Raw genomic sequence first — 19,003 nt, forward strand, 5'->3', positions numbered from 1 at the left:
GCGCAACCGCGGGGCGCGGTCGCGCGGGGTGGTTCGGGGGCGGGCGGCGCTACTTCTCCCAGCCGCGGGCGACGTCGGCGGCCCGGGCCAGTGCGGCCGCCAGGTGCGAGCGCACGGGGGAGGGCAGGACGGCCCGCGCGGTGACGCCGTCGTACTGCTCGACGCCCAGCACCAGGCCGCCGTCGGGGCCGGGGCCGGTGGTGACGGTGGCCAGGACGCCGGGCAGCTCGGCGGGAGCGTCGGCGTGCAGGGAGGCGACCAGGTCCGGCATCTGCGCGGTGGTGACGTACGCCTCGGCGGCCCGGTGGTGGTTCTCGGTGATCCGCAGGACCACCGCGCCCTCGCCGGGGCCCTGGGGCAGGCCCTCGGGGATGACGGTCACGGTGGTGCCGTCGGCGTCGGTGAAGTCCCACGGCTGCGCGGTGAGCTCGGCGACGACGGTGTTCCATGCCTGCCTGAAGGTGGTCAAGGTGTCCTCCGCGGTGGGGCCGGGGCCGCCCGCCGGGTGATCCCGGCGGGGGCGGCGCTTCCCTCTCGCCGCTAGTCATATTTTATATGTAACTGTGCTAAATATGCAAGTCGATGGCGATCGTCGCCCTCCAGCGCCCCGATCGGGCCGGCCCCGCCGGGCGCCGGGGCCGGCCGCCGTCCGGCAGGTCAGCCGCGGATCAGGCGCACCGCGCGGACCGCGGGAGTGACCGGCAGGTCGGCCCCGCCGATCCGGACCCGGCCCACCGGACGCCGGTCCGGGCCCGGGAGCAGCGGGCGCGCCACGTCGGCGACCTGCTCCTCGGCCGGGCCCCCGCTCCAGGCGACGGTGATCTCGCGGGCGGCCCGGCCGCCCGCGCGTCCGCTGCGCACGGTGAACGCCTCGCCGGGGAAGGCCGCGCGCAACAGGCCGCGCAGGTGGGCGGCGCTGCGGGCGGTGCTCAGCTCCTCGCCCTCGCACCAGCGGGCCAGCTCGGCGGCCGCGGCCACCAGGGCCGGCTCGCGGTCCCAGTAGTTGGCCTTGGTGGTCGGGGTGCCAGCCAGGTGCTGGGCGTGGAACCGCGCGCCGCGCCCGGTGGCGGTGTAGGCCAGGCAGGTGGGGTGGTCCACGTCGGCCCTGACCACCAGGCCGGCCGCCAGCAGGGGCGCGGCGTGGGTGTGCAGGTGCAGCAGGGAGCGGAAGTAGCGGATGTCCTCGCCCTCGGCCGCGCCGCGCAGCAGGGCGAGCGGGTGGGTCCAGCTGGTGCGGCTCATGGTCGGACTCCTTCAGGGGGGAGGGGCGGGGGCGGGGATCGCAGGTGTTCAGGTGGTTCGCGGGGCGTCCCGGTAGGGGTGGTAGTGGGAGGCCGCGCGGTGGTGCAGGTTGTCGGCGACCACCCGGGGCCAGTCGGTGTGGGGCTGCTCCCTGGGCGAGACCGGGTGGTCCCGCCAGTTCGGGGCGCCGCGGTCGTCCGCCAGCAGCGCCTCGCACAGGCACTCGCCGCAGACGGCGCCGGCGGCCGGGTTCCAGTGCCGGTCGTCCGGTTCCAGGTCCGGGTGCACTACCAGGTGGCGGGAGGCGGCCTCGGTGAGCAGCCGGGGCCAGTCCACCGCGCGGGCGACGCGTTCCAGCACGGCCGTCATGGCGTCCTGGACGGCGTAGTAGGCGTCGGTGGGCATGGTCACGCACTCCCCGCGCGCGCCGTTCCACTGCTGCGCCCCCACCGCGTCCTGGGTGAGCACCTCGACGACACGCCTGCGGTTGGGCACGGGGCCTCCTGTTGTCGGATCCTCCGGGTGGAGGGGTCGGATGCGGGGCGGCTCGCACACTGCGGTGCGATAACCCCCGCTCTTCATTGCTCATACTCTATATGGACATGTGCTAAAAATTCAAGTAGATTGGTGGTGTTGCCACCGAGGAGGGCCCGATCCGGACCCCTTCCACCCCCAGCACGAGGAGACGCACCCATGGACGCTTCGGACATCCGCGACGGCCTGCTCCAGGGGAACGGCACCGACGCCGACGCCCGCGAGCACATGGCCCAGCTGACCCTCAGCGCCGTCCGGGCCGAGGTGTGCGGGCTGCACGAGGTGATGGCCCGCTCCGTGCGACTGCTCGAAAGGGGCCGTGCGTACTACGCGATGTGGGAGCTGCGGCACTGCCTGGCCCAGTGGTCCGCCGAACGCATGGCCCTGTACCCCCCGCGACGACCGGCCCCGGACGGCTCCACCCCTGAGCAGCGGATCGCCTGGCTGCGCGAGGGCTCCGAAGCGGTGACCGCCGAGATCCGGGAACTGCGCGCGATCAGCGCCGAGGGCGCGCAGCTCCTCGCGGACGGCCGCGAGGACGAGGTGCTGCAGCTGCTCCGCCAGGGGGGTGCCAGGCCGCTCCCCGGTTGCTGAGGCTCCACGGGCGGCCGACGGCAGCGGCCGGTTGCCCCGGGGGGCGGCCAGCCTGCGGACCGGCGAGAACGGTCCGGCCGTGGCGTCCGACATCCACGCACCGACCACCGGGGCCGCCCCCCGCTGTCCTTCGCGCGATCCCGGCGGGGCGGTCCGCCGCCGTCCACCACCCCGAGACCGGCGCGGTTTGACGGCGGCGGGCCCCGCGGGCGCCCCGGTCGACGCGCCGAACCCCCGCCCCGGCCGACGCCGCGCCACCTGAACGGAGACCGCGTCACCGGGCACCCCGGCGAAGCCGCCACCGCCCTGCTGTCCGCCCTGCCCGACGTCGACCGCGCCTACTGCGGGTGCGACTGGACCGAGCTGCTCATCGGTGCCTGCTGGCGTGAGGTCCCGGTCCCCGGCGATCACCTGCGACCGGGCGCGGGCCCCCTGTTGTCGGATTCTCCCGGCGGAGAGGCCGCCAGAAGCGAGATATCCCATCACCTATTACTCATGCTCTATATAGACATGTGCTAAAAATAGAAGTAGACTAGTGGTGTCGCCACCGAGGAGGGGAACCCGATGACCACCACCGTCCTGCACGAGCGCTACACCGCCGACCAGCTCGCCGACCTGACCCCGGCCCAGATCGACTACTGGGCCAGCGACATCGCCACCGCCCGCCGGGACGCCCGCACCGCCCTCGCCAAGCACCTGGACACCATCCACCACGCGGTCAAGGACCGCGACGAGCACCGCCGGGGCAGCCGGCCGCGCTGGCTGATGAGCGACGAGAAGGCCCTGGAGCTGGCCCGCGACATGCTCGACCGGGACAACGTCAGACCCTGGGACCGCCCCCACCTGGAACGCGCCCTGGAGGCGGTCGCGACGGCGCGGGCGACGATCGCGGACCTGGCCGAACTGGCCGCCCTGCCGCACCACGAGTGGCTGCTGCGCCGCTGGTCGCGGTTCTTCCTGGTGACCTCCAGCACCGGCGGTCACATCCACTCCTCGGACCAGTGCTCGCGCCGGGAGGCCACCGAGTTCCAGTGGCTGCCCGACCTGGCCGGCCGCACCGAGCAGGACGCGGTCAACGAGCGCGGACCGCTGCTGTGTACGCACTGCTTCCCCACCGCCCCGCTGGAGTGGACCCGGGGCATCCCCAAGCCGACGCCCTGCCCCGGAGCCGGACAGGAGGCCAAGGCCGGGACGGTCCGCCGCCGAGGGATGCGCCACTGGGGCACCTGCACCGGCTGCGAGGAGACCTTCCAGCTCACCGGCGCGCTCCGCGTCTTCAAGCACCAGCCGCCCGCCAGCAAGCCCGCCGCGTAGCCACCACCGGACCACCCTCCCCGCCACCGCGCAGATCGGAGCACCCGGTGCCCCTGGACCTCAGCGCCGCCGCCCTTCCCGAACGCCTGCAGGACCTGTCCACCCGGGACCTGCAGGCCCTGCGGGACGCCGTGGCCTCGGCCCTGACCCGCAGCCACGAACGCGACCTCGCCGCCGCGCTGCGACCGGGCCCCGGCAGCGGGCCCACCGCCCTGACGGTGACCTTCACCGTCTTCGAGGGCGACGGCGACCCCTTCTACGACCCGGGCGACGCGACCTGGCACCTCGCCGACGGCAGCACCCGCACCGCCGCACTGTCCCCGGCCGCCGAGCAGGCCCTGGCGGCCCTGTCGGACCTGCACGAGCCCAACCACGACGACGTGCTGCGGGTGGACCTGACACCCGCCACCACCCGGTCCTGATCCCGGGACCGCCGATCCCGGCGGCGGCGACCGCCGCCCCCGTCCCCATCTCCTACGGAGGCCCGATTGACCCCACACACCACGCCCACCGCCCTCACCCTGACCCGCCGCCTGGCCCAGCGCCTGGGCGAGGGCTGGACGGCCGCCTCCCGCCGCAGCACCCTGTGGGCGGTCCTGGAGGGCCCGGAGGGGTTCGAGGCTGATGTTCGCACCAGCCGCGCGGACGGCACCTTCCGCATCGTCCCGCGTCCGGTGTCCCAGAACCTGCTGCAGCCCGGCAAGCGCGACGGGTTCCATCTCGAACTGGAGGGCTCCGCACACGATCCGGAGGCGCTGGCCGACCGGATCACCGCCGAGCTGGCACCGCTGCTGCTGCGCCGCGAACACGAGCAGGCGGCCCGCACCGCCACCGCGCAGGCCGCCCTGGCCCAGACCGTGCAGCGCATCGGCATCACCCTGCGCCTGACCCCCGACGTCAGCACCTGGCCCCACGTGCCGGGACACACCCACGTCAGGTGGAGCGGCGGACGGGTCCACCTGCACGCCGACGGCCAGGGCCAGGTCACCGCCTCCGATCTGCACCTGCGGGTCCTGGACGCCGCCCAGCTCCTCGCGCTGCTGGCCATCGCCCCCGGCGCGGAGCGCTGATACGGCGCGTACTGCAGCCCGGACCGCCCCCGGTGGGGACCAAGGGTCCGGGCAGTGCTCGGCGGCAAGAGGCACCACGGCCGGCGGGTGGTGGAGGCTGTCACCCGCTCCGGTGATCGGTCCCGGTGGCGGGTGCCGGGGTGTCAGCATGGGCCGAAGGGCGGGGCTGCGGGCGACCGGTGCCCGGGGCCTGCCGGCGCAGGCGAGGCCGGCCGTTCCGGCGGGGGGCAGCACTGGATGGGGCGCCGTGCCGCCTCCGACGGTTCGAGACTCCGCCCGTACCGCCGGCGCCATCTGCGCCGGCCGGGCCGGCCCCTGCGACGAAGCCGCGCTCCTGGTCACGGACCTGGCCGCCCTGGCCCGTGAGGAGGGCACCGCGGACGCCTTCACCTGCCGCTGCACCCGGCTGCGCCGTGACCACCACCGCGGGAAGGCGTTCCTGGGCCGCCTGGAGACCGCCGGCGTGTAGCGGGGAGTGCCGGTGGCGGCCGCCACCAGCCGACTGCGCTGCCGGTCGGGCCGGTGTGTGACGTCGGGGACGCGGCCCGGCTACAGGCAGGCAGCCGTGGACCGGTGGCCCCACCGGCCCCGCCGCGGTACACCCCACACCACCGGCGCGCCCCTGCTCCCCGCAACGCAGGAGCGACCCGGCTCCTCGCTCTGCCGGCCGTCGCCTCCGGCGCCGAGCGCTGACACCGAGCGCCCCCGCGCTGCCGTGCCGTACATGCCGTACCGGCACGGCATGACAGTGCGTTGACGCAGCGTGCTGTTCAGGGGTGCCGCAGGGCTGTCCCTGAACGCTGTCGAGGAAGCGGTGACCATCGAGGCCCAGCACCAGATGCGCGTGGAACTCACCGAGCGGGGCATGGTCTGGGGCTGTTCCTGCGGCCACCCCCAGAGCCCCCTACATCCCCGAACCGGGGCCGCTGCCCCCGCCGGGTCGTAGGGTCCGCAGGCTCGGCCGCCGACGGCTCCGCTACCCTCAGCTCATGAGTCATCACTCTGCGCTCCCGTCCGGTGGTGGCTTCGGACGACGATGGGCCGCTGCGGACCGGTTCACCCCGGACCAGGCGCGCACAGTCGCAAGGCTGGCCACGATCGGTTCTGGTACGCGGCGTGCATACATGGCCGCCTACATCACCTCGGAGGAGACAGCCGACCAACAGATCCGGCTGCTCCTGGAGCGGATTTTGCAGACCGGCGCGATCGCCCGGGACGGGACACGGGTCCGCGCCCGCAGCCATAAAACAGACTCGGGATCGACGCACCGGTACGTCTTCTACTTGGACGACGACTGTCGCAGGGTGGCCGGCTTCCACGGGCCGCCCGAATCCTGGTTCGAGCAACTGGTCCGCATCCCCCTGGAGGATCTGCTCGGCCGACTCGAGGAGGCGCGCCTGCAGCAACGTGCGGCCCAACTCCGCAGGGAAGAGCAGTTGCGTACGGCCGAAGAGCGCGCCAGCCGTAAGAAGGAGGCCACCCGCGCAGCCGTGCCCAAGCCGACGTGGCCCCTGCTGCCCGTCGGCGCGTACGACCAGAACGGCCTGGCCGTGCCCGTGCCCATCCCTCGGCGGCCGATCACCGATGAGGCCAGGCTCCGCCACGTCGCCTACCTGAACCACGTCGTCTTCCACGCGGACGTCCTCAACTCAGCGTTCCTGCGCGACGTTCCGGTGGAAGAGCGGCATGAAGCGATGCGCGCGGTTCTCATCCGCCTGCTGAGAACCCCGAGGACGAGCGTGGCCCTGGACCGAACCGGTATCACCGCCACCGGGTCCAGAAACGGCCGCACGATTGTTCTCACTTTCACGCCCGACGGCGCCATGGTGCGCGCCCTCAAGGCGGGCCAGACGATGATGACGCGGTACCAGGCCCGGTACTGGAAGCTCCCGGAACCCAGGAATGCACAGCAGCCGGAGACGGGCACGGTCGAGCCCGCGCGGGAGCGGCTGAGCGTGCCGGCCGCGGCGAGCCAGGACGCGTGACCGCGCAACCGTCCGGGCCGGGAGTTACTCGCCGGTAGTGCGGCTGGTGGTGCTCGCCGTCTTGTGAGCCGGGTCCTTGCCGCCTACGCCCAGATGTCCGTGTCGCCGCCCTGCCACACCGCCGGGGCCGGGTGTATTGGCCGGTCTGCGCGGCCGTGGTCTCGCGCTGGGCTTGCCTCGGGTTCGGGGACCGTGGCCGTGGACGCCGTGTCAGGAACGTCGGGTGCCGTGGTCGGTGTGGGTTGGGCTGTGCTATGCGGGGCGGGCCACGGCGATGGCCGACCTGCTGGGGTCGAGCCGGTCGAGGGCCGCGGGGGGCGTGCAGGCGGGGTGGGTGAGCCGGACCAGCCACCGGGGGCCGGACGCCTCGGCGACCACGGCGTTGACGTGCTGCTCCCGGGCGAGGTCCTGGGCGCAGTCGGCGCAGTTCACGCCGTGCTGGGCCTCGTGCAGGACCCGGTGCGCGCCCAGCGCCCCCAGCAGGGTCTTGTCCTGGTCGCTCATGTGGACGGTGACCAACGGGTGCTCCTGTTCGCGTGCACTTCTTCGGGGCTCCGCGATGGGGGGACCGGCCGGTCGAAGCACCTGGAGCGTATGCGTATGACCGCCCCATTGTGGCAGAGCGCGGTGCCGGCGAACGCTCGCCCCCGGGCGGTGAGGTGCACCTCGGCTGCCTCGAGGCGGCTCGGCTCCGCGCGCTGCGGGCCGCCGCCCGCGGCGGCGGGCGCTGACACCGGGCTGCGCCCGGTTCGTTCCGGCGCGGCAGGACAGCGCGCTGCTACAGCGCGCTTTCCTAGCGAGCTGTAGCAGTGAGCAGTTGAGCGCGTCTCGCGCGGCCGGTTCGGGCCCGGTGGTCGCCTGCCGGGGGTGTGGTGTCGGCGGGGCCGGGCTGTTCGCGGTGGTCGGCCCCGGTTCGGGGGCGGGGCGGGGTGCGTCTTGTCGCGCGCTGCGGTCGCGGCGGGTCAGTTGCTGGTACGGCCGCTGGTGGTGGGGGTGTGGGCCCGGGGTACGCCGGCCTCGACCGGGTCGGTGTCCTCGGCGGCGGTGGTGGCCGCGTACTGCGTGGCGTACGCCCTCTGGCCCGGGTTGTCGGCCCATTCCACGACGCGGCGCGCGCGCTCACGCCACCCCGGTGCGGCCTTCACCCGGTCGCCCCACCGGCTGCGGCCCTGTGCGCACACCGTGCAGAGCAGCCGGCCGTGCACCTCCCACATCTGCGGATCGGTGGTGTAGCACACCGGGCAGCACCCCTTGGACCAGGCCGGAGCGCGGCACGGTTCGATGACCAGGGCCGTGATGATCACACGGCCGCAGTGCGCGCACTCGATGCCGTACAGCGCGTTCCGGTCGCATCGGGGGCAGTGCTTGCCGGCCGGGACCTCGGCGGGCTCCTGGGGGGCGGGAGTCGGGGTGGCCATCGCGGTGGTTCCTTCCGTTCGGGAGGTTCGGAGACGGGCACGGGTGGGGGCGGCGGGCTGCCGGCGATCGCGGGGGGCGGGCGGGCCGCGGTCCGGGGGAGGGGTTGTTTGTTGGCGCCGCGGGGGTTCAGCCGGCGGCGGGGGCCGGGCGCAGGGCGGTGGCGATGGCCTCGGCGAGCGGGGCGGGGTCCAGGGTTCCCGGGACGGGGCAGCACCCGGGGTCGTCGGTGCAGGAGTGGTAGACGACGTCGATGAAGTCACCGTCGGGGGTGTGGAGCTGGGCGTGGTAGCCGGTCGGCTCCTGGTCGGCCTCGGGCAGGCCCTCGGGGCTGCCGACCAGGATGTAGGTGCCGCCGCCGGCCGGGATGTGGAACTGGTAGCCGCAGCCGTCGGAGGACTCGATCGTGGCGGGGACGTGGCGGGCGAGCAGGGCGGCCAGCGCGTCGGTGACGCTGGGGTGCAGCTCGGCGGGGATCTGGGGGAGCGTCATGGGCGGGTCCTGTTCCTGTCGGGGATGGTGCGAGGGACGCCGCCGGGGCCGGCCCCGGCGGCGGTTGTCCTGCGGCCGGGGGTCAGTAGCCGCCCTCTTCGGGGGTGAAGTACTGGTGGAGGGACTGGCCGCAGTCGCCGTAGTTGCGGGCGATGTGGTCCTCGGCCTCGAGGTCGGCCCGGGCGTCGTCGGCGGCCTGAGCCTGTCCGGCGGGGCTGGCCCACCAGGCGTCGGCGGCGGCCTGCTCGCGGGCCACGACCTCGCGGTACTGCGGGCACCGGTCCTCGGCGTCGGTGTCGTAGCGCGCGGTGTCGATGCGGCACTGACTGCACATGGTTCTCACGCCCTTCCTGGAGATGGCGGCAGGGGCCGCTCACGGATCGGCGGACGCCTTCGGTCCGGCCTGGGGAGCACCGCCCGATCAATAATTAATCTACATGTAATTTGAATCACGGTCAACGCTTTGAGCAGCGCGGACGCAGGGCCGGGCGCGGCGGCCGGGCGTGGGGGTCCCGGGAATCCACACGTCCGAGCATGACACTTATAATTGTACTTACGCTTAGGTCTGTGGTATATTATATGTGTCAGGCCGGGTGGACGGACCACCCGCGCCGACCACGCCCCCGTGGAGTAGCGGTCGAGCTCACCTCACTCTCACTGAGGAGATCGCGGGTTCAAATCCCGCCGGGGGTACGCAGCACAGCACGTTCCAATGCCTTCGTCGTCCATGGGTAGGACGCCGGACCGTCGATTCGGTGAACGGGGTTCGAGACCCCGCGGGGGTACGTATCAGCACCACCGGTCGCGGCCGCAGGGCCGCGGCGAAAATGCCCGTGCGCCCCCTCGGCGCCGGTTGGTAGGGTCGATTTCGCGGGGCGGCTCCGCAGCGTGCTTCCTTCTCCCCTCTCTTGGTAAAGATCCAGCGCGCTCACTTCCCGCCCCGCTTTTCGACGTCTGCACGTACCGGCCCTCCACGGGCGGTGGGCACACCCCGACACCCGCGCCCGGCCCGCCGGGACCGCGGCCGCGCCCGGCCACCGCCGGAAACCACCCCCTGGAGGACGCTCTTCATGACGACCGCGCTGACCACCACCGCCGCCACCGGCCGCACCCGCTCGCTCGCCGAGGTGATGCTGGCGCGCCGCGGCGCCCTCTACCTGACCCCCGCCACCGGGCCGGCCTCGACCGACGCCCTGGCCGGGGTCACCCTGCTGGAGAGCGACCTGGTCGAGCGCGGCTACCTGCTGTCCGCCGAGCTGCGCCAGGCCCTGGCGCAGCTGGGCACCGACGCCCTGGCCACCGCGGGCACCGCGCTGCTGGCCGACGTCGACGCCGCCCTGGGAGCGGACCGCGACCACACCCCGCTGTTCCGCCGCTTCCCGGCCAGCACCCCCGCCGACACCCTCGCCTTCTACGTCGACCGGGTCCTGGCCCTGCTGCTGCAGCACCCCGAGCAGCCGTGCGTCCTGTGCGCCGCCGCCGACAGCGTCCACCCGGTTCGGCCCTGCGCCCACCTGGTGTGCCGCAACTGCTTCGACGGCTCGGACTTCTCGGCCTGCCCGATCTGCCACCGCCGCATCGACGCCCAGGACCCGTTCCTGCGCCCGGCCGACCCGCGCCCGGCCGCCGGCACCCGCCGCGCCCTGCCCGCGCGCCTGCGCGTCCTGTCCCTGGGCGGCGACCTTCAGACCCGCACGGCCCACGCCGCCGCCGAGGCCGCCCAGCTCCTGGCGCGCACCGGCGCGCTCAGCCCCCAGGACAACGAGGACCTGGACGTCCTGCTCGCGCAGGCGGCCTCGCGCACCGACCTGTCCTGGCTGCCCGCCACCGTTCCCGGCCGCGAGACCAAGGCCCGGCTCCTGGCCTGGCTGCTCGCGGACCGCACCGCCTACCCGACGACGCTCCCGGCCGCAGCCGCCCTGATCACCACCGCCACCGACGTGCTGCGCCTGCTGGCCGTACGCGCCGCAGGCGACGCCGGCCTGGTCACCGTCCCGCGCCACACGACGGTCCCGCGCCCGCTGCGCCGCACCCTGCTGTCGGCCATCAACGACCTGGACCCGGTCCAGGTCGCCCAGGACATGCGCCGCCACCCGCGGCACTGGAAGCACGCCGGCGAGCAGCTCCACCCCTTCGAGCACGCCACCCGCTACCCCAACACCGCCCTGGCCTTCGCCGCGCTGCGCGACCTGAAGCTGACCGGCGACCGGATCTCGGGCCTGCTGCGCACCACCGCCGGCGACCTGCCGGGCGTCGAGGCGACCGGCACCACCGTCAGCATCCCCCCGCTGCCGGTCGAGTCCGCGCTGGCCGACGCCGACGTGCCCCGCGCCCTGGCCCTGCTGGCCCAGCGCCCCGGCGAACTGGTCCGCCGCACCGACCACCTGCTGCGCCTGGCCGGCACCGACCGCTCCACCGGGGTCCTGACCGCGCTGCGGCACGCGGTGCCCAAGGTCGCCCCGGCGGTCCTGCTGTCCGCGCTCGGCGCCCTGCGGGTGCGCACCACCACCCGCCCGGGCCGGGTGTTCTTCCCCAAGAGCGCCGCCGCGAAGGTCTACATCGCCGCCGAGCAGCGCCCCGCACTGGACCCCGCCGTCGTGCAGAGCGCGGTGGACGTCCTGACCGGCGAGGTGCTGCGCCGTGCCGCGCTGCTGCCGCGGGTGGACCTGGCCGTGGTGGACGCGGAACTGCACGGGGTGATCGCCCCGTTCGCCGAGCGCACCGCCAGCCGGGCCCTGGTGACGCTGCCGCGCGGCAGCGAACTGCCGCTGCCGGTCGGGCGCACGGTGCGGCTGTTCGTCCACTGGATGGAGTCCGACACCTCCGGGACCACCGACCTGGACCTGTCGGCGGCGATGTTCAACGCCTCCTGGGACCACGTCGGGACCTGCGACTTCACCCGGCTGCGCTACCGCGAGACGGCGGCTGTGCACTCGGGCGACCTGACCAGCGCCCCGCCGCCGCACGGCGCGAGCGAGTTCGTCGACCTGGACCTGGACGAGCTCGACGCGGCCGGTGTCCGGTACCTGGTCGCCGTCGTCTTCTCCTTCAACAGCGTCCCCTTCGACCAGCTCGCGGACGCGTTCGCCGGGCTGATGGTCCGCGACGAGCCCGGCACCACCGGCGAGGTCTTCGACCCCCGCCAGGTCGAGCAGCGCTTCGACCTGACCAGCTCGGCCAAGGCGGGCATCCCGATGGTCATCGACGTGGCCGGGCGCACCATGCGCTGGCTCGACGTCGTCAAGGGCGTGAGCGGCACCGACCACGCCGTCCACCGCCACGCCGACGACCTGGCCACCCTGGGCCACCACCTGACCGACCTGTTCGCCTCCGGCGCCCGGGTCGGCCTGGGCGAGCTGGCCGCCTGGCAGGCAGCCGCCCGCGCCAACACCGTCGCGGTCCGCCACCTCGACGGCACCGCCAGCACCTACCGCCGCCGCACCGGCGAGGACCTGCCCGCGTTCGCCGCCCGGATCGCCACCCCGGACACCGACACCGCGGCGGCCGACCCGGCGACCGCGCAGCTCGCCTACCTGCTGCGCGGAGACCTGGCCCTGGCGGACGGCAGCGAGGCCTACGCCCTGCACCCCGCCGGCCTGGACGCCGCCAAGGTCCGCCTGCTGACCGCCGCCGACCTGGTCACCGCCCTCGCCCCGCAGTAGCCCGATCCCGTCCGCGCCAGGCCCCGACCAACCGGCCGGGGCCCGGCGCGCACCACCACCCCCGGAGGGCGGCGTCCCGCCGATCCCGGGGACGTCGTGGACGAGATCCGCGACAACGTCCTACCGGCGGGCACAGCGGACCTGGTCCGCCTTCCGGTTCCGATGGACCACGCCCAGCGCGTCGCCGAGAGCCGACAGCCCCGTCCCGATCATCCGCCACCCCGGCCCGGCGTCCGACCCTCGAAAGGGACCACCATGGGAACATCCACCTCCGCGAAGCTCATCTACGGCTACCGCCTGCAGAGCGACAACGAAGGCTGGCTCGTCCAGGAAGCCCTCGATGAGAACGGCGAGTACGACGGCCTGACGCTCGACTGGCTCGAACAGGACGGCGACTTCCACAGCGCCGCCAAGGACCGCCTGCGTGCCGCAGTCGGCTACGAGGAAGGCGACTACGCCGATCCCCAGGCATGGCGGGCCAGACGCAACGACGCCAACGCCCGGGTCGCGGTGACGTTCGAGAGCAGCGGCTACAAATACGGCGACCTGTTCCTTGCCGCCGCCGTCCACCGGACCGACCTGGGCGACACCGAGCAGATCGACCCGGCAGCCATGTCGACCGCCGCAGACGAGGCCGCAAACGAGCGACTGCGCTTCGCGCTCGGAGTCCTCGGCCTGACACCGATTCAGGAGAAGCCCGCATGGCTGCTGACAGTCTGCAGGGGCTGACGGTGCGGGCGCGCGACGGGGGACTCCCTGCCGAGGCTGACTCCGAGGCAACGGTCAGACGGCCGAGAGTGGAATCCGATCCGACGTCAGCAGGGGCAGCCTGGGCGCCGACCCCGTCGCTGCTCGGAATCTTGCGTTGTGTCAGCCCAGGACTGACACAACGGCCGCTTCTGTGTCCACGGCGCCACCCAGTCCGTGGCCGCAGCGCCACGTCCGGACGGCCCGGACAGCCCGGTGTTTGTTCTGAGGAACTGAAACAGATCGGTGGCACGGTCCGCAAGGCAACGTGCTCTCGCCCACGGTCAGATGCCCACCCACACTTCATAACGACTTGATAGCGGCTGGCCGGCTCGGCGGGGCCGACCACCATCCCAGCACCTACACCCAGACATGACCAACGAGAGACTCGCTGCCTTCACTGTCCTGCTGGACGCCGAACGCGCTGACGGCAGTAGCTGCCTGGACACCATTCCAAGCCCTGCACCGCCCCCTTGGGCCTCGCCCGAGCCCGGCCTGGACGCCAACTGGGCCGCCTGCCAGAACTGCCTGATCAGAGGCACGCGCCAAGCCATCAGCTGACCCATCCGCCATGCATGTCGGATGCCAGCTCGGCTGTCACCTACGGCGTCGGGGGCGTACCGGCACGGCAGGGCAGCACGCTGATACAGCACGCTGATGAAGCGTGCTGTTGTGGCGCGCAGTGCTGGACGGTCCGGGCCCGGTGATGTCGGGGCGGTCATCGCGGTGGTTCCGTTCGCTGCCCGGGCGCGACGGGGCCAGCGCGCTACTACAGCGTGCTGCCACAGCGCGCTGTGGCAGCACGCCTGGGCGGCGTGTACTTGTGCCCGGACCGGGCCCGGTGGTCGCCGGCCGGGCGGGCGCGGTGACGCTGGGCCGGGTCGGGTCGCCCGGTGCTTGCCGGGCCCCGGGGGCGTGCCGCGGTGATGCCCGGGACCGTGCCCGGGCATCACCGGAGCGGGTTGCCATCTGTGACCGGACGTCCCGTTGCCGCGGCATAGTGCAGATCTGTCCCAGAACCCTGCTTCGGCTTGGCTGTTGCCGTTCCCGTCTCCTACGCTGACGGTGCGGGCTCGCGACGGGGACCCCCCGCCGAGACTGACTCCAAGGCAACGGCGGACACTCGCACCACCCGCAGTCCTGATTGGCGCAGGGGGTGACCCTTGGACAGGGGCGGGCAGTCCGGCCCGCGCTTGTCCGGTGCCTTGCGGCCGGCCCCGGGGGCGGATGCCGCCACCGCGGTCCGTCAGGGGCGCCGTGGCCGCAGCGCCACGTCCGGACAGCCCGGTGTTTGTTCTGAGGATCTGAAACAAAGCGGTACCCCTAGTGGTACCGACGCACCCGCCGGCCCGGATACGGCCAGGCCCGCGGCCGCCCCGGGCCGCGTACCGCAGCACAGGCACGACCCGGAGCCGTCCGCCCCGCTGGGCGGCGCTGTGACCTGCCCGTTTCCCCAGGAGGGGAACGGTGTACGCCACCCACGGCCTGCCGCCGCTTCGGCCCGCGGGGCAGACCGGGCGGCTCCAGGCCGGGCCGGGGGAGCGGGTTGTGCTGCACGGTCGTCGGGGCAGGCAGGTCGCCGGTCCGGGGCACAGTTCCTGGCTCCACGCCACGGTCGAGGTGACGGCCGGCGGCGGGGTGCGCCACGTCCCGGCGGTGCGCGTGCAATTGGTGAGTGCCGGGTTCGGCCCGGACGGTGCCCCGTCGTCCAACAGCCTGACGCAGCCCGGACATAGCTCTGCCCCGGGGCGCATGCCGAAGCAGAGGCACGATCCGGGGCTTACGTCAGTCATTCTACCGCTCGGGCGGCCCCGGCACCGGGATGTGCCGACACCGGTGCGCCGCGGGCGAGTCGTCCTGACGGGCGGCCTCGAACTGGCCGGCTGCTGCTGCGAGGCCTTGTACGGTCGAGTCCAGCGGGGGAGCGGCGGGAAGGACGACACGTGGCCGGTCGGGGATCCGAGCTGTACCGCTTCGTCGCGGACCGGTACGAGGAGCGGATGCAGCACGGGTACGGCGGTGGGGGCGCCGCGGCGGTCCGGGAGTACGCGGACGCGTTTCGGCAGGCACAGGGCCTGCACCGGGACCTCGCGCAGGCCCTGGCGGCCGGCGACGCACCGGCCGCGGACCGGTCCGCCCTCGCGCTGGCCGCGCTGGCGCAGCCGTGGGCCGGGCACCGGGACTACCCGCCGCGGTGACCGGCCGCAGCAGACCGGCCCCGGGGTAGGCGACCTGACACCGGCTCGGGAGCGGCGCCGTACTGGGCGGGGGCCGGGGCGACACCGCCATCGCGGCGGCTCACAAGTCCGGGATCATCGCGGCTGCCCGGAACCCAGGTCCGGTCGACTCGATCGGTGCGCCAGGAGGCGGGGCCGGGTGCAGGTCGTGCTGCGGACGGTCCAGCCGGCCTCGCGCAGGAGCTGTCCGTAGGCGGCGACGCGGTCGCTCTCCTCCTGCGCGACCTCGGCGAACGTCATGGCGCCCGGGGAGCCCGGGAACAGGCAGCGGTGACCGACGCGGACGGTCCGGGACCCGGGGGCGCCCTCACTGGTCAGGAACCCGGCCGATGCGACCAGGCCCGTTGCGTCCAGGACGGCGGCGCGGTGATGCTCGGCGAGGACCTCTGCGAGGGCCTGGACCTCACCGGCGTCGCTGAAGACCATGGCGTTCCACCTCCACGGGCGCGGGCGAGCGACACGCCCACCGTAGGGCGAGCCCCTGACACCGACCCCGCGCACCCGCCGAAGCCCGCATTCCCCGGTTGCCCGGTTCGCGAGGTGGCGTCCCCCGGCTGACCTGGCACAACAGCACGCGCCAACGGCCCCGGCCGACGTCACCGCCGCTGCGCCCCGCGCCGCCCGGTTTCCGGCGCCGCGCTGCCGGAGACCGGGCGGGCTGGGCCGCCCTCCGACGCCGGAGCGCGGCGTTCAGTGGTGGCTGTGGGCGCGCTGCTGCTCCAGGGCGAGGTCGAGCTGCTCGTAGGCCAGGCGCAACTGCTGCCCGCCGTCGGCGGTACGGGCGCGCGGGTCTGCCCCATCGGCGGCGCAGTTCAGGAATCCGGCGGCGGCCTGCAGACACTGGGTGGCCATGGTGAGCAGGAGTTGGGCGTCGGGGTCGGCGTAGTGGGCCTCGGTCAGGCTGTCGCGGACGAGGTCCGCGGCGACTTGGGCGCCCAGTTCGAGGGTCTGACGGTCGGCGGGCTGCCCGGCGGGGCTGGTGAGCTGGTCGTGGGCGCGGCGCAGGTACTCCCCGCCCAGGAGCACGCCCACGCTGGGGGCCGGCCCGGTGACGGGGTCGGCGGTGAGCGAGGACAGGAACCCGACGGCGGCCTGCAGGCACATCGTGGCCACGGTGAGCGGCAACCGGGCGGCGCGGTCGGCGTAGTGGCCGCCGGTCAGTTGCTGCTCGACGGAGCAGGCGACGGCACGGGCACCCTGTTCGAGGCTTTCGCGGTCGGCTCGCGCCGTGATCGGATCGGGCATGCGCGTCTCCCTGGATGCCGGCGGTCCTTGGTGGTTTACGACCCTAGTGCCCGCCGGCCCCCGCGCGTCGGGTCCTCACCGTTCTGTCGGAGGCCTGCGAGGCGTGGAGGCCGGGAGCGGGACGTCGTGCGGGGCCGGCCGCGCGGGGGCCGCCTGGGGCGAGCCGCCCGCCCGCCCGCGGTGCCGGCGCGGCTCGCCAGGACGCGGCGGGCCCGGACCTGTCGCGGTCGGGGCCGAGCCGCGGGTAGCGGGGGTGAACGCGTCGGTCACCGCGGTGGTGCGCGCGGTCAGGTCCGCGACCTCGGCGACCGCGAGGTCGTCGCGGACGCTGCGGGCCATCAGCTCCAGCAGTTCCGGGCCAGCGGCGCTGACCTGGTCGAGCTGGGTCAGCTCCGCGTAGCGCCGGTCGGCCTCGGCGGCCTGCTCGGCGTAGGTCTCCAGCGCCGCGACCCGCCGTTCGATGCCCTGAAGGGCCTGGTCGAGTACGGCGCGGTGCGCCTCCAGGACGGGGCGGACCTGGTCGCCCTGCGCCTGCTCGGGCAGGGAGCGCTCGAGGCGGTTGTGGGTGCGCAGCAGCTGGGCGACCTCCCACCGCTGCGCCGGCAGGAGCAGGTTGTTGCGCTGGCGGTCCAGCTGGTCGCCGAGGTGGACCCGGGAGCGCAGGACCGCGGTGACGGCGCGGTCGGCGCGGGCGAGGAGCTGGCCGGCGTGCTGGCTCAGGTCCTGGTCCAGGACGTGCTGCTCCCGGGGCTGCGGGGCGAGTTGGAGCGGGGTGCGGGCCCTGCCGCGCTGGGCGAGGGCTGTGGTCGACGCCATGGCGGCCGCGCCTGCGTCCAGGCCGGCCGTGGTCCGCAGGGGGCTGGCCTCGATCTTCGGGGTGGCGGCGGCGAGGGCCACGGCGCAGGCGCACTGGATGCCGGCTTCCCGGGGCAGGGGCGCGGTCAGGGTGCTCAGATGCTGTCGGCGTCGGTGGGGTCGGGGGTGAGGAGTTGGTCGGGCTTCGTGGCGCGCGGCGTCCGGCTGGTGAGGTCCGGCAGGTCCGGGTCGGCGGTCAGCCGCGGTACGGCGGGCGTGACTGGTCGTGGTGGTGGTCTTCGCGGTGCGGGGTCCCCTTCGGTCGGTGGGGTGGGTGGGGTGGGTGGGTGGGTCAGCGGGTGGTGGTGGCGGCTCCTGCTTGGGCGTGTCGGGTGCCTTTGGGGGTGAGGGTGACGACGAGGTCGGTGTCGTGGCCGGTGAGCTGTTCGGCGCGGTAGGGGGCGCGGGTCTTGAGCAGTCGGTGTCCGATCAGGGTGGCCAGGGCGGCCTGGAGGTCGAAGTCGTCGGTGGGGTGGGGGTGCAGGCGCAGGCGGCCCTGGTCCAGGACGTCCTCGATGTGGGCGGCGTGGTGGGCGTCGTGCTCGTGCGTGGTGGTCGGTGTCCAGGGCCGGCCGGTGGCTTTGGCGTGGAGGAGTTCCAGCAGGGCGCGTTCGGCGGGGGTCAGGCCCGGGTCGGTCATCTTGGCGCCGCGGGTGGTGTTGTGCTCGGTGGCGGCGTAGGCGCGCAGGCCGTCGGCGAGGTAGACGGGGCCGGCGGCGAGTGCCTGGACGCGGTGCTTGAGCAGTGCGTCCTCGAGTTCGCTGATCCGCTGCTTGGAGACGCCGACGATCGTGGCGGCCTCGGCGACGCCGGCCAGTTCCGGTACCGGGGGCTGGGCGTTGCGGCGGTCCAGTTCGGCCTCGGTGAGGATCTCGGCCCCGATGAGGGCGTCGGGGGCGATGCCGGCGGCGAGGGCCGCGGCCTGGGCGTACTGGATGCCGCGGGTCAGGGCGTCCACGACGCCGGCGGCGTCGAGGAACAGCCGCACGCTGGGGTTGCCGCTGGGGGCCGGTCCGGCTGCCGGTCCGCTGTCGGGGTGGTGGTCCAGCAGGGCGTCGAGCATGGCCTCGTAGAGGGCGGGGGCGTCCGCCGGGGCGGTGGGCGCCGCGAACTCCACGCAGACGCTGAACGGCTCGTGGGCGCCGCGGGGGGAGTCGGTCATCTCGTCCTCTTCTTCGCTGGGGGTGTCGGTGACGGTGTGCGGGCCGGGGCACCGGGTCGTCCCGGTGCCCTGCGGCGGGTCAGCGCTGGAAGCCTGCCCGCTTCAGGTAGGCCATGGCGTTCTTCAGGCCCCGTGAGTCGCTGGGGGTGCTCGGCATGACCACGGTGAACGTGCCGTCCTTGAAGACCCTGTAGTGGCCGTTGCGCAGTGTCACCTCGAAGCCCTGGTTCTCCAGCTTCTTGATGAGCTGTCGGGTGTCCTTCTTGGCCGCCATGTTCTCCCCTATCACCGAACGCCGTCAAGATTTATGATGCATCACAAATCAGAACGATGTCAATAATTATGAACAAAGATGGGCGGGGTTCGCGCCCCGGCCGCTGGCGGGCCGAGGCCTGCGGTTGCCGTGGCCTGTTCGAGCCGGACGACGCCCCCGCCGCTAGCGGCAACC

Annotated in this window: 22 protein-coding genes and 2 tRNA genes; 12 read left to right on the forward strand and 12 right to left on the reverse strand. The window is 73.9% G+C overall.

The features are described 5' to 3' along the window. Positions 1-49: 49 nt before the first annotated feature. From ABH941_RS38650 to ABH941_RS38660, 3 genes are all read right to left on the reverse strand, one after another. A complete protein-coding gene (locus ABH941_RS38650; RefSeq protein WP_370135931.1) occupies positions 50-469 on the reverse strand; it encodes a hypothetical protein in 420 nt (139 codons plus the stop codon). Between the two features lie 188 nt (positions 470-657). Further along, entirely contained in the window at positions 658-1,242 is a 585-nt protein-coding gene (locus ABH941_RS38655; protein ID WP_370135933.1) for an LPD29 domain-containing protein, read from the reverse strand. A 48-nt stretch (positions 1,243-1,290) separates the two neighbouring features. Beyond that, positions 1,291-1,737, reverse strand: coding sequence for a hypothetical protein (locus ABH941_RS38660; protein ID WP_370135936.1), 447 nt, complete (start codon positions 1,735-1,737; stop codon positions 1,291-1,293). 198 nt (positions 1,738-1,935) lie between these two features. Here ABH941_RS38660 and ABH941_RS38665 point away from each other — a divergent pair, with 198 nt between their 5' ends. The 6 genes from ABH941_RS38665 (at position 1,936) to ABH941_RS38690 (ending at position 6,739) form a co-directional block, all read left to right on the forward strand. Further along, entirely contained in the window at positions 1,936-2,370 is a 435-nt protein-coding gene (locus ABH941_RS38665) for a hypothetical protein (RefSeq protein ID WP_370135939.1), read from the forward strand. A 564-nt stretch (positions 2,371-2,934) separates the two neighbouring features. Then, the gene (locus ABH941_RS38670; protein ID WP_370135942.1) at positions 2,935-3,684 is read left to right on the forward strand and encodes a hypothetical protein; all 750 of its coding nucleotides are present in this window, start codon (positions 2,935-2,937) and stop codon (positions 3,682-3,684) included. Between the two features lie 47 nt (positions 3,685-3,731). After that, positions 3,732-4,106 carry a hypothetical protein gene (locus tag ABH941_RS38675; protein WP_370135945.1) on the forward strand — a complete coding sequence of 125 codons (375 nt, stop codon included), beginning with the start codon at positions 3,732-3,734 and terminating at the stop codon, positions 4,104-4,106. A 66-nt stretch (positions 4,107-4,172) separates the two neighbouring features. Then, complete coding sequence (locus tag ABH941_RS38680) at positions 4,173-4,754, forward strand: hypothetical protein (protein WP_370135947.1); 582 nt, start codon at positions 4,173-4,175, stop codon at positions 4,752-4,754. Between the two features lie 247 nt (positions 4,755-5,001). Continuing rightward, on the forward strand, positions 5,002-5,223 hold the full coding sequence (locus ABH941_RS38685; RefSeq protein WP_370135950.1) for a hypothetical protein: 222 nt from the start codon (positions 5,002-5,004) through the stop codon (positions 5,221-5,223). 655 nt (positions 5,224-5,878) lie between these two features. Next, the gene (locus tag ABH941_RS38690) at positions 5,879-6,739 is read left to right on the forward strand and encodes a hypothetical protein (RefSeq protein WP_370135952.1); all 861 of its coding nucleotides are present in this window, start codon (positions 5,879-5,881) and stop codon (positions 6,737-6,739) included. 252 nt (positions 6,740-6,991) lie between these two features. Here ABH941_RS38690 and ABH941_RS38695 read toward each other — a convergent pair whose 3' ends face one another. The 4 genes from ABH941_RS38695 to ABH941_RS38710 all read right to left on the reverse strand — a co-directional run bounded on the left by ABH941_RS38695 (position 6,992) and on the right by ABH941_RS38710 (position 8,981). Continuing rightward, a complete protein-coding gene (locus ABH941_RS38695; protein WP_370135955.1) occupies positions 6,992-7,258 on the reverse strand; it encodes a hypothetical protein in 267 nt (88 codons plus the stop codon). Between the two features lie 443 nt (positions 7,259-7,701). Next, positions 7,702-8,157 (reverse strand): hypothetical protein, encoded by a 456-nt coding sequence (locus ABH941_RS38700; RefSeq protein ID WP_370135957.1) that lies wholly within the window; start codon positions 8,155-8,157, stop codon positions 7,702-7,704. A 127-nt stretch (positions 8,158-8,284) separates the two neighbouring features. Next, positions 8,285-8,647: a hypothetical protein gene (locus ABH941_RS38705; RefSeq protein ID WP_370135960.1), complete on the reverse strand. Its 363-nt coding sequence runs from the start codon at positions 8,645-8,647 to the stop codon at positions 8,285-8,287. An 82-nt stretch (positions 8,648-8,729) separates the two neighbouring features. Beyond that, positions 8,730-8,981, reverse strand: coding sequence for a hypothetical protein (locus ABH941_RS38710; RefSeq protein ID WP_370135962.1), 252 nt, complete (start codon positions 8,979-8,981; stop codon positions 8,730-8,732). A 285-nt stretch (positions 8,982-9,266) separates the two neighbouring features. On the opposite strand from ABH941_RS38710, the gene ABH941_RS38715 reads away from it, so the two are divergent. The 6 genes from ABH941_RS38715 (at position 9,267) to ABH941_RS38740 (ending at position 15,254) form a co-directional block, all read left to right on the forward strand. Further along, positions 9,267-9,340: transfer RNA gene (locus tag ABH941_RS38715), tRNA-Glu, on the forward strand. A 21-nt stretch (positions 9,341-9,361) separates the two neighbouring features. Next, a tRNA-Asp gene (locus ABH941_RS38720) sits at positions 9,362-9,432 on the forward strand. A gap of 285 nt (positions 9,433-9,717) precedes the next feature. Further along, positions 9,718-12,309, forward strand: coding sequence for an MXAN_6230/SCO0854 family RING domain-containing protein (locus ABH941_RS38725; RefSeq protein WP_370135965.1), 2,592 nt, complete (start codon positions 9,718-9,720; stop codon positions 12,307-12,309). A 255-nt stretch (positions 12,310-12,564) separates the two neighbouring features. After that, a complete protein-coding gene (locus tag ABH941_RS38730) occupies positions 12,565-13,038 on the forward strand; it encodes a hypothetical protein (RefSeq protein WP_370135967.1) in 474 nt (157 codons plus the stop codon). Between the two features lie 390 nt (positions 13,039-13,428). After that, entirely contained in the window at positions 13,429-13,617 is a 189-nt protein-coding gene (locus ABH941_RS38735; RefSeq protein ID WP_370135970.1) for a hypothetical protein, read from the forward strand. A gap of 1,382 nt (positions 13,618-14,999) precedes the next feature. After that, positions 15,000-15,254, forward strand: coding sequence for a hypothetical protein (locus tag ABH941_RS38740; protein ID WP_370135973.1), 255 nt, complete (start codon positions 15,000-15,002; stop codon positions 15,252-15,254). Between the two features lie 114 nt (positions 15,255-15,368). Here the strand turns inward: ABH941_RS38740 and ABH941_RS38745 are convergent, their stop codons facing one another. From ABH941_RS38745 to ABH941_RS38765, 5 genes are all read right to left on the reverse strand, one after another. Further along, a complete protein-coding gene (locus ABH941_RS38745; protein ID WP_370135975.1) occupies positions 15,369-15,719 on the reverse strand; it encodes a hypothetical protein in 351 nt (116 codons plus the stop codon). Between the two features lie 264 nt (positions 15,720-15,983). Then, positions 15,984-16,538: a hypothetical protein gene (locus tag ABH941_RS38750; RefSeq protein ID WP_370135978.1), complete on the reverse strand. Its 555-nt coding sequence runs from the start codon at positions 16,536-16,538 to the stop codon at positions 15,984-15,986. Positions 16,539-16,613: 75 nt separating this feature from the next. Next, on the reverse strand, positions 16,614-17,435 hold the full coding sequence (locus ABH941_RS38755; RefSeq protein WP_370135980.1) for a hypothetical protein: 822 nt from the start codon (positions 17,433-17,435) through the stop codon (positions 16,614-16,616). Positions 17,436-17,685: 250 nt separating this feature from the next. Beyond that, complete coding sequence (locus ABH941_RS38760; RefSeq protein ID WP_370135983.1) at positions 17,686-18,555, reverse strand: hypothetical protein; 870 nt, start codon at positions 18,553-18,555, stop codon at positions 17,686-17,688. Between the two features lie 79 nt (positions 18,556-18,634). Next, positions 18,635-18,829 carry a type II toxin-antitoxin system HicA family toxin gene (locus ABH941_RS38765; RefSeq protein WP_370135986.1) on the reverse strand — a complete coding sequence of 65 codons (195 nt, stop codon included), beginning with the start codon at positions 18,827-18,829 and terminating at the stop codon, positions 18,635-18,637. Positions 18,830-19,003 lie beyond the last annotated feature (174 nt).

It is taken from the genome of Streptacidiphilus sp. EB103A, assembly GCF_041261405.1.
Lineage (GTDB): Bacteria > Actinomycetota > Actinomycetes > Streptomycetales > Streptomycetaceae > Streptacidiphilus.